Below are 16,787 nucleotides of genomic sequence, written 5' to 3'. Positions count from 1 at the left end.
TGTCAGTTCTGCCTTTCGAGGAGGAGGCCCGTGGGCTCGGTCGGGGTGCCGTGGTCGGCGATCTGCGTGCCCCGCAGCCAGGTGGACTTCACGACGCCGTGCAGGGTCCTGCCCGCGTACGCCGTGACCTGGTTGCGGTGGTGCAGCTCGGCCGGGTCCACGGTGAAGGTCTCTTCGGGGGCCAGGACGGCGAAGTCGGCGTCACGGCCGGCCTCGATGGCCCCCTTCTGCGCCAGGCCCGCCAGCGCGGCCGGGGCGGTGGACATCCAGCGCGCGACCTCTTCGAGGGTGCGGCCGCGCTTGCGCGCCTCGGTCCAGATGGCGGGGAGGCCCAGCTGGAGGGAGGAGATGCCGCCCCACGCGGTGGCGAAGTCGCCGGTCTTCAGGTCCGCGGTGGAGGGCGAGTGGTCGGAGACGATGCAGTCGATGGTGCCGTCGGCGAGCGCGTCCCACAGGACGTCCTGGTTCGCGGCCTCGCGGATCGGCGGGCAGCACTTGAACTCGGTGGCGCCGTCCGGGACTTCCTCGGCGGTGAGGGTGAGGAAGTGCGGGCAGGACTCGACGGTGACCTGGACGCCCTCGGCCTTGGCCGCGGCGATCAGCGGCAGCGCGGAGGCGGAGGACAGGTGCAGGACGTGCACGCGGGCGTTCAGCCGCTTCGCCTGGTCGATCAGGTTCTGGATCGCGGTGTTCTCGGCGTCCTGGGGCCGGGAGGCCAGGAAGTCGGCGTACTTGGGGCCCGGGTTCTGCGGGGCGGACTCCAGGTGGTGCGGGTCCTCGGCGTGCACGATCAGCAGGCCGCCGAAGCCGGTGATCTCGGCGAGCGAGGTGGCCAGCTGCTCCTGGTCCAGCAGTGGGAACTCGTCCACGCCGGAGGGCGACAGGAAGCACTTGAAGCCGTAGACGCCGGCGTCGTGCAGCGGGCGCAGGTCCTTGACGTTGTCCGGGAGGGCGCCGCCCCAGAAGCCGACGTCCACGTGCGCCTTGGTCCGGGCGACCTCCTGCTTGACGCGGAGGTTGTCGACCGTGGTGGTCGGCGGCAGGGAGTTCAGGGGCATGTCGAGGATGGTGGTGATGCCACCGGCCGCGGCGGCGCGGGTGGCCGTCCAGAAGCCCTCCCACTCGGTGCGGCCCGGGTCGTTCACGTGGACGTGGGTGTCCACCAGACCGGGGAGCAGGACGTCGTCGCCGAAGTCCTCCAGCCGGGCTCCGGCCGGTACCTCGGCGTCGTGCGCCAGCACGGCCCGTGATCTTCCCGCCGGCGACGGCCACCGAGGCGGCACGCGTCCCCTCGGGGGTGATGACGCGCGTCGAGCGCAGTACCAGTTCCACCGCCACGTCGGCCACCGGAAACCTCCCCATCTACTTCCACAGAGCGAAATTCAACGTTCTGTTGACGGAGTCTTCACCCCGATCCGGGACCAGTCAAGAGCGCCCGGAGGGACTGCTGACACGTTCTCACCGCAATTGGATGTTTCCACAGGATGGAATTAAGATTTCGCTATCCAGAATGTAGCTACCACCACCGGGGGGGCGGGCGGGTAACTTCCGAGGACGTCCACCACCAGGACAAACCACCTCTGACCGGCGAGGACGGCGAGGGCCCGGCTCTAGGGCCGACGTCGACCGACCGGTAGGCTGCTTCCTTGCCTGCCAGCACCGAAAGGACCGCGCCGTGCCGACGTCCAGCGCCAGCACCACCGACGCTTCCGCCAAGCCCACCGCCGGCGGCGGTGGCGTCCAGTCCCTCGAGCGCGCCTTCGATCTGCTCGAACGCATGGCCGATGCCGGTGGCGAGGTCGGCCTCAGCGAACTCTCGGCCGCCAGCGGCCTGCCGCTGCCGACCATCCACCGCCTGATGCGCACCCTCGTCGCCTGCGGGTACGTCCGGCAGCAGCCCAACCGACGGTACTCCCTCGGCCCCCGGCTCATCCGCCTCGGCGAGTCCGCGTCGCGGCTGCTGGGCACCTGGGCCCGCCCCTACCTCGCCCGTCTGGTCGAGGAGACCGGCGAGACCGCGAACATGGCCCTGCTCGACGGCGACGAGATCGTCTACGTCGCCCAGGTGCCGTCCAAGCACTCCATGCGCATGTTCACCGAGGTCGGCCGCCGCGTCCTGCCCCACTCCACGGGCGTGGGCAAGGCCCTGCTCGCCCACACCCCGGCCGACGAGGTGCGCGCCCTGCTGGCGCGCACGGGGATGCCCGCCGCGACCGAGAAGACCATCACCACCCCCGAGGGCTTCCTGGAGGCCCTGGAGCAGGTCCGCCGCGTGGGCTACGCCGTCGACGACAACGAGCAGGAAATAGGAGTCCGCTGCCTGGCCGTATCGGTGCCCGACTCGCCGACCGCCGCCGCGATCTCCATCTCCGGCCCGGCCGGCCGGGTGACGCAGGCCGTGGCCGAGTCCTTCGTGCCGATCCTCCAGGGCGTGGCCGCCGAACTGTCGGTGGCCCTGCAGAGCCAGACCCCCGCGTAGCACCCTGCACGCGCGAGAGCCCCGGCGTCCCTCCCCCTGTGAGGGGCGCCGGGGCTCTCGCGTACGCCGCCCGTACGGGCGCTCAGGCCGCCGGTGCGGGCGCGGCGGACGGTTCGGCGGGCCGCACGCCGGGGGTGAGGCGGCCGTCGGCCATGGTCGCCGTGCGGTCCATCCGGTCCAGGTGGGTGCGGTCGTGGGTGACCAGCACCGTGGCGGTGGCCCGCTCCCTGGTGAGGGTGACCAGCAGGTCCAGGACCGCCGCGCCCCGCTCGTGGTCGAGGGCACTGGTGGGCTCGTCCACCAGGAGCACGGCCGGCTCGTTCATCAGGGCCCGGGCGATGTTCACCCGCTGGCGCTGGCCGCCGGACAGCTCGTGCGGGCGCTTGCCGGCCTTGTCGGCCAGGCCCACCGCGTCCAGCAGCTCCAGGGCGCGCCGGCGCAGCCGGCGGGAGGGGCGGCCCGACACGTGGGCCATCACCTGGAGCTGCTCGGCGGCGGTCAGCGAGGCCAGCAGGTTCGGCTGCTGGAAGACGATGCCGATCCGCTCCCGGCGCAGCGCCGACTTCTCGGCGGGCCCGAGCCGGCTGGTGTCCCGGCCGGCCACCACGACCCGGCCGGAGTCCGGGGTGACCAGGGTGGCCGCCACCGCCAGCAGGCTGGACTTCCCGGAGCCCGAAGGCCCCACGATCGCCGTCAGGGAGCCCGCGGGCACCTCCAGGGACACCGCGTCGAGGGCGGTGAGGCGGCCGTCCCCGTCGGGGTAGGTCAGCGTCACGTCGTCAACGAGCAGGGTCATCGGGCGCTCCCCAGGGCGGTCAGCGGGTCGACGGCGGTGATCCGCCGGATGGACAGGGCCGCGCCCAGCACGCCGAGCACGATCATGATCGCGGCGGGGGCCAGCACGGTGGCGGCGTCCAGGACGAAGGGCACGTCACCGCCGCTGATCAGGGCGCCGATTCCGGCCGCGAGCGCGGTGCCGGCCCCGGCGCCGATCGCCAGCATCACCACGGCCTGGCCGAGGGCGTCCCGCAGCAGGTACGGGGTGGAGGCGCCCAGCGCCTTCAGCACCGCGACGTCGCCGCTGCGCTGGATCGTCCAGACGGTGAAGAAGGCCCCTATGACCAGGGCGGAGATGGCGAACAGGAAGCCGCGCATCAGCTGGAGCGAGCCGTTCTCGGCCTGGTAGGACCCCATGGCGCCCAGGGCCTCCTCGACGGTGAGCGTCCTCGTGCCCGCCGCCGCGTCACCGGCCGCCCAGTCCGTGCCGCCGGAGCCTTCGAGGGCGACGACCGTGGCGACGGTGTCCGGGGAGGTGCCTGGACCGCCGACGCGCTGCCAGTCGGCCAGGTCCGTCCAGACGACCGGGGTGTGGCTGTAGGCGGCCGTGCCCGAGACGGCGGCGACGGTCAGCTCCTGCGTCCCGATCCTGACCCGGGCACCGGCGGTGAGCCCGCCGAGCTCCTTGGCCGCCTTCTCGGTGAGGACCACCCGGCCCGGGCCGAGCCCCGACCCGGCGGGTGCGAGCCCGCCGGCCGGCTCGACGCCGAAGGCGGAGACGGCGGCGGTGCGCTCGCCCGCGACGGCGTTGGTGGTGCGGATGCCGAGCGGCCGGGCCGCCCCGACGCCCGGCCGCGCCCGCCAGGTCTTCCAGGCCGCCTCGGGCAGCTGGGACTGGGTGAAGGAGACCTCCTGGTCCCCGGGCGGCGCCGCGAAGGCCAGGTGCGAGGCGGGCAGGCCGGTGACGGCCGAGATGTTCTCCCGGGCGAGTCCGGAAGTGAGCCCCGACAGCAGGCCGACCAGCAGCGTGATCAGCAGTACGACCGAGCCCATGAGGGCGAAACGGCCCTTGGCGAACCGTAGATCTCTCCATGCGACGAACATGTCCCCCACCTTGGTGTCGCACGCGGGCCCCGGGCATCGCGCCACGGGAGCCATCCTGGTATCGAAGGTGGCATCCGGACATCGAACTTTCGGTTGACCGGGGCCCCCGACCGCCCGCTTACGCTGGTCGGACGATGTCTGCCGCACCGCCCTCCCGCCCCCTGACGCCCGTCACCCGCGTACTGCGGCTGTGCCTGCACGCGCTGCTCCTCGGGCTGCTCGCGCTGGCCTCCGCGCGGGCCGTCGCCGACTCCGCGCCGCGGGCCGGGTGGGTGACCGGCCTCTGCGTGCTGCTGGCCGCCGTCTACGCGGCGGGCGTGCGCGCCCCCGCCGTGCACCGCTCGGCGCGGGCCGCCGGACTGTGGCTGGCCGGGGTGGGGGCCGTCTGGGCCGCGCTGCTGGTCCTCTCCCCCGACGGGCTGTGGGTGGCCTTCCCGCTCTACTTCCTGGAGCTGCACCTGCTGCGGCTGCGCTGGGCCCTGGCGGCCGTCGGGGTCACCGCCTGCGCCGCCATAGGGGGATTCCTCGCGCACGGCGGCGCCCTCACCCCGGGGGCCTTCCTCGGGCCGCTGCTGGGCGGGGCGGTGGCCGTCGCCACGGTGCTCGGCTACCAGGCCCTGTACCGCGAGAGCGAGCGCCGCCGCGAGCTGATCGAGGAGCTCATCGCCACCCGGGCCGAACTGGCGGCGGCCGAGCGGAGCGCGGGGATCCTCGCGGAGCGGGAGCGGCTCGCGCGGGAGATCCACGACACCCTGGCCCAGGGCCTGTCCTCCATCCAGCTGCTGCTGCGGGCCGCCGAGCGGGCGCTGCCCGAGGACGCGCCGGCCGCCGACCACATCGCCCGGGCCCGGGAGGCCGCGCAGGACAACCTGGCCGAGGCGCGCCGCTTCGTACGGGCCCTGACGCCCCCGGACCTGGAGCACGGCTCGCTGGCGGCGGCGCTGGAGCGGTTGTGCTCGGGGGCCCCGGGCCCGCGCGTGCGCTTCTCCGTCAGCGGCGCCCCCCGGGCGCTGCCCACCCCGTACGAGGTGGCCCTCCTGCGGATCGCCCAGTCGGCGCTGGCCAACGTGGTGCGCCACGCGGGGGCCGGGCGGGCGGAGATCACCCTGACCTTCATGGACAGCTCGGTCACCCTGGACGTGGTCGACGACGGCCGGGGCTTCGACCCCGCCGGCGTCGCCGCCGGCGGTGACGGCGGCTTCGGCCTGCCCGCGATGCGGGCGCGGGCCGAGTCGCTGGGCGGGCTGTTCACCGTGGAGTCCGACCCGGGCCAGGGCACCGCCGTGGCCGTCACCCTGCCGCTGCCCGTGGAGGCCTGACCATGACGATCCGGCTGCTGCTCGCCGACGACCACCCCGTGGTGCGCGCCGGGCTGCGCGCGGTGCTGGACACCGAGCCGGACTTCGCGGTGGTCGCGGAGGCGGCGACGGCGGAGCGGGCGGTGGAGCTGGCCGCGTCCGAGCCGGTGGACGTCGTCCTGATGGACCTCCAGTTCGGGGCGGGGATGCACGGCTCGGCGGCCACGGCGGCGATCACCGCCCGGCCGGGCGCGCCCCGGGTCCTCGTCCTGACCACCTACGACACGGACGCCGACATCCTGGCGGCGGTGGAGGCGGGCGCCTCGGGCTACCTGCTGAAGGACGCCCCGCCGGAGGAGCTGGCGGCGGCGGTCCGCACGGCGGCGGCCGGCCAGTCGGCACTGGCCCCGGCGGTGGCGCTGCGGCTGATGGACCGGATGCGGACCCCGGCGGAGGCGCTGACCAAGCGCGAGCTGGAGGTGCTCCAGCTGGTCGCGGACGGACTGTCGAACCAGCAGATCTCGAAGCGGCTCTTCCTCAGCCAGGCCACGGTCAAGTCCCACCTGGTGCACGTCTACGCCAAGCTCGGCGTCGACTCGCGCACCTCCGCGGTCGCCGCGGCCGCCACCCGCCGGCTGATCCGGACGCCGTAGCGGGTCCCCGCGGACACCCCCGGCCGGTCCGGCTCACGCCACCCAGTACGGCCGCTCGACCCCCGGGGCCAGCGGGACGCCGTCGTGGAAGGCCGTCGCGAGGCGGCGTACGCCCTCCTCCAGGCGGTCGGCCGGCAGGGTGTACGGGATGCGCAGGCGGTGCTCGAAGGTGCCCGGGTCCACGCCGAAGCGGGCCCCGCGCCCGATGTGCACCCCGGCGGCCGCGGCCCGTTCCGCGAGGGCGGAGCTGACCGGCTCGCCGAGGTCCACCCAGAGGGAGAGGCCGCCCGGCGGCAGCTGCCAGGACCATTCGGGGGTGTGGCGCTGGAGCGCGGAGACCAGGGCGGCCCGCTGGGCGCGCAGCTGCGCGAGCCGGTCGGGCAGGGTCCGGTCCAGGTCCTCCAGCAGCGGGAGCGCCACCGCCTGGTCGAGTACGGAGCCGGTCATGTCCGCGGAGACCCGTACGGCGGTCAGCTCGGCGATCAGCTTCGCGGTGGCCCGGACCCATCCCACCCGCAGGCCGCCCCAGTGGGTCTTGCTCAGCGAGCCGATGGTGATCACGTGGTCGGCTCCCGAGCGGGGGGCGAGCGAGGCCAGCGGTGCGGGGGCCGGCACGTCGAGGGCGATGTCGGCGATGGTCTCGTCGACCACCAGCCAGGTGCCCGTGGCCCGGGTCGCCGCGAGCAGCCGCAGCCGCTGCTCCTGCGGCATCAGGGCGCCCGTCGGGTTGTGGAAGTCCGGTACCGCGTAGGCCAGGCGGGGCACGGTCTGGCGCAGCGTGGACTCGGCGATCTCCATGTCCCAGCCGGTGTCGGAGACGGCGATGGAACCGGTGCGCAGTCTCGCGTGGCGCAGGGCGTCGAGGGCGTTGGCGTACGTGGGGCTCTCGGTGACGACCCGGTCCCCGGGCCGGCAGAGCAGGCTGACCACGAGGGCGAAGGCCTGCTGGGCCCCGGCGGTGACCAGGATCTGCTCGGGGCGGGTGGGCAGTCCGCGCCGGGTGAAGCGGTCCGCGACGGCCGCGCGCAGGTCGGGCAGTCCGAAGGGGTGGTAGCCGGGGGTGCGGGTGAGTGCGGGCAGCCTCGGGGCAGCCCGGGCGAGTGCGTCGGCGAGGCTGCCCTCGGGGGCTCCCATGGCGGCGATGGCGAGGTCGATGCCGGGGTCGCCGTCGGCGCCGTATCCGCCGGCCCCGACGAGGGCGTGGGCGCCGACGGGTCCGTGGCCGTCGGGCAGCTCGGTCCAGGTGCCGGAGCCGCGCCGGCTGCGTACGTAGCCGCTCTCGCGCAGGAGGTCGTAGGCGCCGGTGACGGTGGCGCGGCTGGCGCCGACCGCCTCGGCGAGTTCGCGTTCGGCGGGCAGCCGGACGTGCAGGGCGATCCGGCCGTCGAGGATCAGGGTGCGGACGGAGTCGGCGAGGGCCCGGTAGCCGGGGCGGGCCAGCACCTCGGGCGGGAGCAGCGCCGCGAGCTGGCGGCTCCCGATCGTCCTGTCCGCCGTATGGACCACTCGCCCGTTCGCCATGCCAACCTCCCCTGATTGGCTCTGCCGGCCAGGCCAATCCGGGTCCAGACTCGCGGTATTGGCCCCCGATTGGCAAGGAGTGCTCCGCGATGCCGTACCAGCCTCACACCGGTTTCACCGATCGTGACGAACGGGCCCTGGCGGCCGCCGCCGAGAACCGGATCGCCGAGCCGCTGCGGATCGGGGCCGCGCTGGCCTCCGTACGGCGGCTGCTGGCGGGGCTGCCACCCGTTCGGGGGAAGGGACGGCGAGAATCGCTGACATGTCAGCAGTCGAACACTCCCGCGAAGTCCTCCCCGGCCAGTCCGCTGCCCCTGTGACCTCCGCGTCCGGGAAAGCCGTCACCCCGCCCCTGATCGCCGGGCTGCTCCTGGCCGCCGGCGGCGGGCGCCGGCTGGGCGGGCGCCCCAAGGCCCTGCTCCCGTACCGCGGGCGCCCGCTCGTCGAGAACGCCGTGCGCGTGCTGCGCGAGGCCGGCTGCGGCCCGGTGCACGTGGTGCTCGGGGCCTCGGCCGCGGAGGTGCGCGAGCGCGCGGACCTGGCGGGCTGCGTGGTCGTGGACAACCCGGACTGGGCCGAGGGGATGGGTTCCTCGCTGCGGGTCGGCCTCACCTCCCTGGCCGGCACGGGGGCGAGCGCGGCCCTGGTGTCGCTGGTGGACCAGCCGGGGATCGGGCCGGCGGCGGTGGCCCGGGTGCGGGAGGCGTACCGGTCGCCGTCGAGCCTGGTGGCGGCCGCGTACGACGGGGAGCGCGGGCATCCCGTGCTGTTCGGGGCGGACCGCTGGGCGGACATCGCGGCGACCGCGACCGGGGACCAGGGTGCGCGCGTCCACCTGAAGAACCACGCCGCCGAGGTCATGCTGGTGGAGTGCGGGGACGTCGCGGCCGCCTTCGACATCGACACCCCGCCCGACCTGGCGCGTCTGGACTGAGCGCGGCGTGACCACGATGGCACTGAGGGCCACCGGCAAGTGGAATCTGTCGACTCAGAGAATCTCGACATCAACAAACCATTGAACTTCCACCATGAGGAAATTACTATCCACTGGTCAGAAGCGCCCTGAACCCCCAGACGGCGCCCGCGACCGTTACCCGGAACTCTCCACACCCGACGGCACTGCGTGCCGTCTCGCGCGAGCATTCCCCCGCGGCCGCCAGGCACCGCCGCTGAAGGAGTGACAGATATGTCCGCACCAGCGCCGTCCCCGCTGGCCATCGTCGACGCCGAGCCCCTGCCCCGGCAGGACGAAGTCCTCACCGAAGCGGCTCTCGCCTTCGTGGCCGAGCTCCACCGGCGGTTCGCCCCCCGCCGCGCCGAGCTCCTCGCCCGACGCGGCGAGCGACGCGCCGAGATCGCCCGCACCTCCACGCTCGACTTCCTCCCGGACACCGCACAGGTCCGCGAGGGCGACTGGAAGGTCGCGCCGGCCCCGGCCGCCCTGAACGACCGCCGCGTGGAGATCACCGGTCCGACCGACCGCAAGATGACCATCAACGCCCTGAACTCGGGCGCCAAGGTCTGGCTCGCCGACTTCGAGGACGCCTCGGCTCCCACCTGGGAGAACGTCGTCCTCGGCCAGCTCAACCTCATCGACGCCTACGAGCGCCGCATCGACTTCACCGACGCGCGCACCGGAAAGGCGTACGCCCTCAAGGCCGCCGACCAGCTCGCGACCGTGGTCATGCGCCCGCGCGGCTGGCACCTGGAGGAGCGCCACCTCAACTTCGAGGGCGGCCCGGCCTCCGGCTCCCTCGTGGACTTCGGCCTCTACTTCTTCCACAACGCCCAGCGCCTGATCGACCTCGGCAAGGGCCCGTACTTCTACCTCCCGAAGACGGAGTCGCACCTGGAGGCCCGCCTCTGGAACGACATCTTCGTCTTCGCGCAGGACTACGTGGGCATCCCGCAGGGCACCGTCCGCGCGACCGTCCTCATCGAAACCATCACCGCGGCCTACGAGATGGAAGAGATCCTCTTCGAGCTCAAGGACCACGCGGCGGGCCTGAACGCGGGCCGCTGGGACTACCTGTTCTCCATCGTCAAGAACTTCCGGGACGGCGGCGCGAAGTTCGTCCTCCCGGACCGCAACGCGGTGACGATGACCGCCCCCTTCATGCGCGCCTACACCGAGCTGCTCGTCCGCACCTGCCACAAGCGCGGCGCGCACGCGATCGGCGGCATGGCGGCCTTCATCCCGTCCCGCAAGGACGCCGAGGCCAACGCGGTCGCCTTCGCGAAGGTCAAGGCCGACAAGGACCGCGAGGCCGGCGACGGCTTCGACGGCTCCTGGGTCGCCCACCCCGACCTGGTCCCGATCGCCATGGCCTCCTTCGACGCCGTCCTGGGCGACAAGCCGAACCAGAAGGACCGCCTCCGCGAGGACGTCTCGGTGGCCCCCGGCGACCTGATCGCGATCGACTCGCTGGACGCCAAGCCCACCTACGAGGGCCTGCGCAACGCGGTCCAGGTCGGCACCCGCTACATCGAGGCCTGGCTGCGCGGCCTCGGCGCCGTCGGCATCTTCGGCCTGATGGAGGACGCCGCCACCGCCGAGATCTCGCGCTCCCAGATCTGGCAGTGGATCAACGCGGGCGTCGTCTTCGAGAACGGCGAGCGCGCCACCGCCGAGCTGACCCGCAAGATCGCCGCCGAGGAGCTCGACGCGATCCGCGCCGAGGTCGGCGAGGAAGCCTTCGCGGCCGGGAAGTGGCAGCAGGCCCACGACCTCCTGCTCCAGGTCTCCCTGGACGCCGACTACGCGGACTTCCTGACCCTCCCCGCGTACGACCAGCTGGTCGGCTGACCTCGGGCACGGCCCGCACCACCCTCTTCGGCTGAATCGCACAGCAGTCGAGTACGACTCCGCCCCCGGCACCGAGAAGGTGCCGGGGGCGGAGTCGTACTCGGGGGAACGGGCGGTCAGCCCTTAGCGGCCCTGCCGCCCCCGGTCAGCACGTCCTTGCGGACCTGGGCGAAGGAGGCGTCCAGCTTCCGCTTCATCCAGGGGGCGAGCGGGCGCTCCACCAGCCGGTGCACCAGGTAGGCCGCGACCATCATGATCACGGTCACCGCGATCAGCGTCGGGTAGGGCTCCAGGTACCGGCGCAGGCGGGTGATCAGCTGCCAGCCGATCATCTGGTGCAGCAGGTAGAGCGGGTAGGTGAGCGCCCCCGCGACGGTCAGCCACTTCCACCGGATCCAGTTGAACGCACCCAGCGCGGCGGCGATCACGACGCCGAAGGCGACCGTGGTGCAGAACAGCGTGAGGGTCCAGGAGAGCCGGTGCTGGGTGCCGTACTCGTATCCGCCGGCCACGCCGCGCAGCGAGTCCTGGGCCATCAGCCAGCAGAACCCGACGATGCCCCAGAGCAGCAGGTTGGGGCCGAAGCGGTACATCAGGAAGATCGCGATGCCCGCGATGAAGTACCAGGCGTAGGTCGGCTGGACGATCACGGTGAGCAGCGGGAAGTTCGACGCGCTCGCCATCAGCGCCGCGACGCCCCAGATCCCGCAGAACGCCAGGACCCGGCGGTAGGTCAGGCCGATCGCGACCAGTACGCCGAACAGCAGGTAGAAGCGGAGCTCGGCCCAGAGGGTCCAGTAGACCGGGTCCAGGTTGTCGACCCCGACCGGCATGTTGGCCATGCTCAGGTTGGTGAGGATGCGCGAGAGGGTCGGCCGCTTGGTGTTGTCGCCCCAGATGGTCGGCACGATCAGCAGGCAGACGGACGTGAGCAGTACCGCGACCCAGTAGGCGGGGAAGAGCCGGACCACGCGCGAGGTGACGAAGTCGCCGACCGAACGGCCCCAGCAGGACATGCAGATGACGAAGCCGCTGATCAGGAAGAACAGCTCGACGCCGGTCCAGCTGTACGCGCCGACCAGGTGGCCGGCCGGCATCAGCTCACTGGGCTTGCCGTGCCAGATCTGCGGGAAGCGCTCGACTCCGAGCCAGTGCCAGAGGACGACGCCCATCGCGGCGATCAGGCGGAGGCCGTCCAGGACGTAGAGCCGGGGACGTTTGCCGGCGGCCGCTCCGCCGCCTCGCACCTCCTCCGGCTGGGCCGCCGGAGGCGGCGACATGGATACCGGCGGGGAACTGACGTCGGAGACCATCGACAACGCTTTCGGGGGCCGGTGTGGAGATACTTATCAGTACAATTTCAGATGCAAACCCGGTCACCATATCATGGGCGGATCCCGGCCCGGCCACCCGCTCCCCCCGCCCTGGAACGGGCCCGCGACCAGGGCCACTGACGGCACCTCAGTTCACGGGGGCACCGGGGGCAGAGGGTAAGGTGGCCCGCCGCGGGCCTTGCGACCGGGCACCGACCGACTGGTCACGGCGCCGGTGGCAGCCGAGCGGCAGCACCCGCCGACATCGACACCGAATGGACTCGTCCCATGCGTAGCGCGCCCGGAACACGGCGTTCGGCGGGAGCCGGCAACGGCGACCCCCGGCTCTTCGACTGGCTCCGGGGGCGGGCACCGCTGGCCCTGGTGGCCGCGGCGGTCGCGCTGCTCGCCAACGTCTACTACCAGGCCAGGCACTCGGGGAACGTCGGCCTCGACAACGAGTGGGTCATCAAGGCCGCGGACGTCTTCAACCACGGCAAGCCCCCGTACGAGGAGGAACGTTTCCTCTACCTGCCGCCGGGCGTCCTCGCCGGTGTCCCCTGGCTCTGGTTCTCCCTGAAGACCCGGCTGGACCTGCTGCCCTTCGTCGGCATCGCCTTCGTCCTCACGGGCTGGCTCCTCTCGCTGCGCATCTTCGGCGTCTCGGCGCGGAGCCGCCTGGCCGTGCTCGGTGCGATCGCGCTCTGCTTCCTGGAGCCGTTCACCAACGTCGTGCAGATCGGCAACTGGACCTCCGGTTACGTGATGGCCCTCCCGGCGGTGCTGCTGCTGGCCGCCAACCGCCGCTGGACGGCGGCCGCGGTGGTGTTCGGCGTGGCCATCAGCATCAAGCCGATCCTCGCCCCCGTGGTGCTGATATTCCTGATGGCCCGCCAGTTCAAGGCCTTCGCCGTCGCGATCGTGGTGCCGGCGGTGATCGCGGTGGCGGCCGGCGCGATGATGCCCCAGCCCACGCTGTTCCTCACCAAGACGCTGCCCTACCTGCTCGGCGGCCAGGGCGGCTTCGCCGCGCCGTTCGACGCCTCGGTCTCCAACGTCCTGACCCGGCTGGGCCTGCCCGAGGGCGTGGCGGGGGCGGCCGGCCTGACCGCGGCGGCCGTCATGATCGTGCTGGCCTGGCTCCGGTGGCGCCGGGGCGGCCACGAGGGCCTGCGCCTGGTGGAGACCAGCGCCATGCTGATGCTGGCGGCCTTCCTCGGCACCAAGCCGTCCTTCGACCACTACACCCTGATCGTCCTGGTCCCGATGGCCGCGGCCGTGGTGGCCCCCGGCGCGGCCTCGCGCTCCCCGTGGTTCTGGATCGGCTACGTCCCGATGGTGAACGGGCTGACGCTGCCGTTCGTCTCCACCTGGAACACGTACAACTACCGCGTCCTGGGCACCAACCTGGTCTCGGCCGCGACGCTCGCCTCCCGGGCCGTCGGCCGCGGGCCCGCCGGCGCCGCCCCGGCCGGCGCCGCTCCCAGCCGCGCACCGGAGCGGCAGCGGACGCCCTCTGCCGTCTGACTCGCAGCACACCGGAGCCGGGACCGTGCCAACGGGCCCGGCTCCGGCGCGTTCACGCACGGCCGTGCCCTGACGCGGCCCCGAGGCCCGACCGACCGGTCGGACGTTACTGCATCGTAACCTGACTGTACCTAGCGGTAACAAGCGGGCGCGTGCCACCTTTCCGATGCCACCGGCGCCGGAGGTACCCCCACTTTCCAAGCCACGCACCGAAGTTGTTGGCGACTTCGGCGTGGCCGACCGCAGGAGTTCCGCAGTGATCGGATTCCGAAAGGCCGGCGAGGGCCGTGCGGCCCCTCGTCGTGTGCGACGACTGGCCGGCGCCGGGATGGTACTGCCGCTCGCGGCCGCGCTGCTCGCCGGCGGAGCCGGGACGGCCGTGGCCGGGCCCGGGACGGGACCCACCGCCGTGGTGTCCATGGGCGACAGCTACATCTCCGGCGAGGCCGGACGCTGGAAGGGCAACAGCCTGACCAACAGCGGGAGCAGGAACGGCACCGACCGGGCGTGGGTCAGTGGCAGTTCCTACGATCCCGCCAAGGTGTACGGCGCGACCGCGGGCGGATGCCACCGCTCCGACTCGGCCGAGGTGCTGAGCGCGGGCGCCATCGCCGAGACGGCGGTGAACCTGGCCTGTTCCGGGGCGGTCTCGCAGAACGTCTTCCGCGCCTCCAACGGGGGCGTGGCCTACAAGGGCGAGGCGCCGCAGGCCGACCAGCTCGCGGCGGTGGCCGCGAGCCGCGACGTGAAGGTCATCGCGCTGTCCGTCGGCGGCAACGACCTCGGCTTCGCGGACATCATCAAGGACTGCGCGTACGACTTCGTCCTGTGGGGCTCGTACTGCTACGACGACCAGCAGGCCGGGGTCGACCAGAAGATCGACGGCGTCATGGCGAACGTCGGCAAGTCGGTCGACGAGATCCGCGCCGTGATGCGGCAGGCCGGCTACGCGGACTCCTCGTACCGGATCGTGCTCCAGTCCTACCCCTCCCCGATCCCGCGGGGCGCGGAGAACCGGTACACCCAGAGCGACTGGAGCCGGCTCAACACCGGCGGCTGCCCGTTCTGGAACCGCGACTCCGACTGGGCCCGCGACTCCCTCGTGCCGCAGATCGCGAACCGCCTCAAGGGCGTCGCGGCGGCCAAGGGCGTGCAGTTCCTGGACCTGCGGGACATGCTCCAGGGCCGTGAGGTCTGCGCCAAGGCCAGCAAGCAGGTCAGCTCCACCGTCGCCGCCTCGGCGAAGACGAGCGAGTGGGCGCGCTGGATCGACAACAACGAGTCGCAGGGCCTGGTCCAGGAGTCCATGCACCCCAACTACTACGGGCAGCTGGCCGTCGGCCGCTGCCTGGCCCTGGCCGCGGCCCAGCCCGCGAACTCGGCCTCCAGCTGCAAGAACACCGCCGGGGGCGACCACACCGGCATGTTCCTGACGGCCGCTCCGTAATCCGGAGCCCGTAATCCGGACGCCCGTGATCCGGAGCCCGTAATTCGGAGGAGGACCGCGGGGCGGGCTGTCATGATCAGGCCATGGCAGTCCGTCCCGCGCGTCCCAGTCTCTACATCTCCGTCGACATCGAGGCCGACGGACCGATCCCCGGCCCCTATTCGATGATCAGCTTCGGTGCGGCCGTCGCCGGCCGCCAGGACGGGGCCGTGTACACGGCCGCCGACCCGGAACGGCACACCTTCTACCGGGAGCTGCGCCCCATCAGCGACCGGTACGTGGACGCCGCCCTCGCCGTCAGCGGCCTGGACCGCGAACGCCTCCTCCGCGAGGGCAGCGACCCGGCCGCGGCGATGGCGGAGTTCCGGACCTGGGTGCGGGAGGTCTCGGCCGGGGCGCAGCCGGTGATGTGCGGCTACCCGGCCTCCTTCGACTGGACCTTCCTGTACTGGTACCTGATCGAGTTCGGCGACGACAGCCCCTTCGGCCACTCCGGCTGCCTGGACATGAAGACCCTGTACGCGGCCAAGGCCCGGGTCCCCCTGCGCGCGGCCGTGAAGGGCCGGATGCCCCGCGAACTGCGCTCGCGGCGCCGCCACACCCACCACGCGCTGGACGATGCGGTCGAGCAGGCGGAGCTGATGAGCAACCTGATGCTCTGGCAGCCGGACGCGGAGCTCCCGTAGTCGCCGCGGGGCCGTTCTAGGCCGCGCGGTCCGGACCCGTCAGGGCCGCCAGGGCCGTGGTGAACGCCGCGCGGCAGCGGAGCCAGTCGGGGTCCGGGGACGGCCCGTGCAGGGCGGCGAGCTTGGGGAGGAGGTCCGCCGAGAAGGCCCGGGCCGCCTCCGCCGGGAGCAGCGACGGGAGGTTGTCGATGGCGATCACGTCCACCGGCGGCCCGCCGCCCGGCAGCCGCCGCGCCGGGGCCGTCCAGTCGGTGAGGCGGTCGTAGACGGGGAGCAGGTGCAGCTCCGATCCGGTGTCACAGGTGATGTCGGCGATCACCGACAGCCGTCGGGGGCCGCCGGCCTCCAGGTCCGCCGGGGTGAGGAAGGGCGGCACCGGCCGGGTGGTCAGCACCGCGTTGACCAGGATGTCGTGGCCGAGCAGCGCGGCCCGGTCCAGGCTGCGGGTCGAGGTGCGGTCCCAGCGGGTGACCGGTATCCCGGCGGTGGCGAGGGCGTCGCAGGCGCCGCGCCCGCTGCGGCCGCCCGCGCCGATGACCAGCGCCCGCAGCCCGTCGGGGGCCGCCGCGCGCAGCCGGGCGTCCAGCTCGGGCCGGGGCAGCGGGACCAGCGGGGGCCTGAGGGCGCCGCGGGCGTGCAGCGCGGCCAGCGCGGCTCCCGCGTACCCGGCCCAGTAGCCGAAGGCGGCCAGCCTGCGGCCCTGCGCGTCGGCGAGGTACTCCAGGTCGAGCAGGGTGCCGCCGCCCGCGGCGAAGCGGCGCAGCAGCACGGGGGCCTGTGCCTGGCCCTTGTAGGCGTGCCCGAAGTAGACGTGCCGGTGGTGCAGGAGCTCGGGCGCCGGCGGGAGTTCCTTCAGGCCGAGGACGTACGCGGACCCGGGTGCGGCCCGCGACCAGGAGCCGGCCGGCGCCGTGCGGCAGCCGGCGGCCTCGTAGTCGTCGAGCGGGAAGACCCGGTGGCCGGACTCCTCCACGGTGATCCGTACGCCCTGCCGGACGAGCCGTAAGGCGTCCTCCGGGGTGAGGGGGGCGCGGCGTTCGGTGGGCCGGGTCTCGCTGCGCATCCAGAGCTGCGGTGTTTCGGGCATCGCTTTACCACCTGTCCGGTCGGAAGGGGTGGGCTCATGCGATGTCTTTCCGCGTCCTTGACGCCGTACGCCGGGCGGGCGCCGGAACT

General features: G+C 73.1%; 14 protein-coding genes and 1 pseudogene. 9 read left to right on the top strand and 6 right to left on the bottom strand.

Going from position 1 to position 16,787, the window contains the following annotated elements:
* Nucleotides 1–2: 2 nt before the first annotated feature.
* Nucleotides 3–1,347: pseudogene (gene allB, locus SSNG_RS28555) on the bottom strand (allantoinase AllB).
* A gap of 328 nt (nt 1,348–1,675) precedes the next feature.
* Here allB and SSNG_RS28550 point away from each other — a divergent pair.
* Nucleotides 1,676–2,479: an IclR family transcriptional regulator gene (locus SSNG_RS28550; protein ID WP_007267406.1), complete on the top strand. Its 804-nt coding sequence runs from the start codon at nt 1,676–1,678 to the stop codon at nt 2,477–2,479.
* Nucleotides 2,480–2,561: 82 nt separating this feature from the next.
* Here SSNG_RS28550 and SSNG_RS28545 read toward each other — a convergent pair whose 3' ends face one another.
* Nucleotides 2,562–3,275: an ABC transporter ATP-binding protein gene (locus SSNG_RS28545; protein WP_007267405.1), complete on the bottom strand. Its 714-nt coding sequence runs from the start codon at nt 3,273–3,275 to the stop codon at nt 2,562–2,564.
* A complete protein-coding gene (locus SSNG_RS28540; RefSeq protein WP_007267404.1) occupies nt 3,272–4,360 on the bottom strand; it encodes an ABC transporter permease in 1,089 nt (362 codons plus the stop codon). The genes SSNG_RS28545 and SSNG_RS28540 overlap by 4 nt, the downstream gene beginning before the upstream one ends.
* Nucleotides 4,361–4,494: 134 nt before the next feature.
* Here SSNG_RS28540 and SSNG_RS28535 point away from each other — a divergent pair, with 134 nt between their 5' ends.
* Nucleotides 4,495–5,679 (top strand): sensor histidine kinase, encoded by a 1,185-nt coding sequence (locus SSNG_RS28535; protein ID WP_007267403.1) that lies wholly within the window; start codon nt 4,495–4,497, stop codon nt 5,677–5,679.
* A 2-nt stretch (nt 5,680–5,681) separates the two neighbouring features.
* A complete protein-coding gene (locus tag SSNG_RS28530; RefSeq protein WP_007267402.1) occupies nt 5,682–6,311 on the top strand; it encodes a response regulator transcription factor in 630 nt (209 codons plus the stop codon).
* 33 nt (nt 6,312–6,344) lie between these two features.
* Here SSNG_RS28530 and SSNG_RS28525 read toward each other — a convergent pair whose 3' ends face one another.
* Nucleotides 6,345–7,832, bottom strand: coding sequence for a PLP-dependent aminotransferase family protein (locus tag SSNG_RS28525; RefSeq protein WP_007267401.1), 1,488 nt, complete (start codon nt 7,830–7,832; stop codon nt 6,345–6,347).
* Nucleotides 7,833–7,921: 89 nt separating this feature from the next.
* On the opposite strand from SSNG_RS28525, the gene SSNG_RS28520 reads away from it, so the two are divergent.
* From SSNG_RS28520 to aceB, 3 genes are all read left to right on the top strand, one after another.
* Nucleotides 7,922–8,152, top strand: coding sequence for a hypothetical protein (locus SSNG_RS28520; protein WP_007267400.1), 231 nt, complete (start codon nt 7,922–7,924; stop codon nt 8,150–8,152).
* A 32-nt stretch (nt 8,153–8,184) separates the two neighbouring features.
* Complete coding sequence (locus SSNG_RS28515) at nt 8,185–8,766, top strand: nucleotidyltransferase family protein (RefSeq protein ID WP_007267399.1); 582 nt, start codon at nt 8,185–8,187, stop codon at nt 8,764–8,766.
* Nucleotides 8,767–9,018: 252 nt separating this feature from the next.
* On the top strand, nt 9,019–10,638 hold the full coding sequence (gene aceB / locus SSNG_RS28510; protein ID WP_007267398.1) for a malate synthase A: 1,620 nt from the start codon (nt 9,019–9,021) through the stop codon (nt 10,636–10,638).
* Between the two features lie 116 nt (nt 10,639–10,754).
* Here aceB and SSNG_RS28505 read toward each other — a convergent pair whose 3' ends face one another.
* Nucleotides 10,755–11,885, bottom strand: a complete 1,131-nt coding sequence (locus tag SSNG_RS28505) for an acyltransferase (protein WP_007267397.1) — start codon at nt 11,883–11,885, stop codon at nt 10,755–10,757.
* Nucleotides 11,886–12,239: 354 nt separating this feature from the next.
* Between SSNG_RS28505 and SSNG_RS28500 the strand changes: the two genes are divergently transcribed.
* The 3 genes from SSNG_RS28500 (at nt 12,240) to SSNG_RS28490 (ending at nt 15,611) form a co-directional block, all read left to right on the top strand.
* Complete coding sequence (locus tag SSNG_RS28500; RefSeq protein WP_007267396.1) at nt 12,240–13,478, top strand: glycosyltransferase family 87 protein; 1,239 nt, start codon at nt 12,240–12,242, stop codon at nt 13,476–13,478.
* A 256-nt stretch (nt 13,479–13,734) separates the two neighbouring features.
* The gene (locus tag SSNG_RS28495; protein WP_241695140.1) at nt 13,735–14,925 is read left to right on the top strand and encodes a GDSL-type esterase/lipase family protein; all 1,191 of its coding nucleotides are present in this window, start codon (nt 13,735–13,737) and stop codon (nt 14,923–14,925) included.
* 83 nt (nt 14,926–15,008) lie between these two features.
* On the top strand, nt 15,009–15,611 hold the full coding sequence (locus tag SSNG_RS28490) for a 3'-5' exoribonuclease (protein WP_007267394.1): 603 nt from the start codon (nt 15,009–15,011) through the stop codon (nt 15,609–15,611).
* Between the two features lie 16 nt (nt 15,612–15,627).
* Here the strand turns inward: SSNG_RS28490 and SSNG_RS28485 are convergent, their stop codons facing one another.
* Nucleotides 15,628–16,698 carry a saccharopine dehydrogenase gene (locus SSNG_RS28485; protein WP_007267393.1) on the bottom strand — a complete coding sequence of 357 codons (1,071 nt, stop codon included), beginning with the start codon at nt 16,696–16,698 and terminating at the stop codon, nt 15,628–15,630.
* Nucleotides 16,699–16,787 lie beyond the last annotated feature (89 nt).

The organism is Streptomyces sp. C, from assembly GCF_000158895.1.
In the GTDB taxonomy this organism is placed as follows: Bacteria; Actinomycetota; Actinomycetes; order Streptomycetales; family Streptomycetaceae; genus Streptomyces; species Streptomyces racemochromogenes.
The sequence above is the reverse complement of the archived record's forward strand: the minus strand, read 5'-3'. Positions and strand labels throughout refer to the sequence as shown.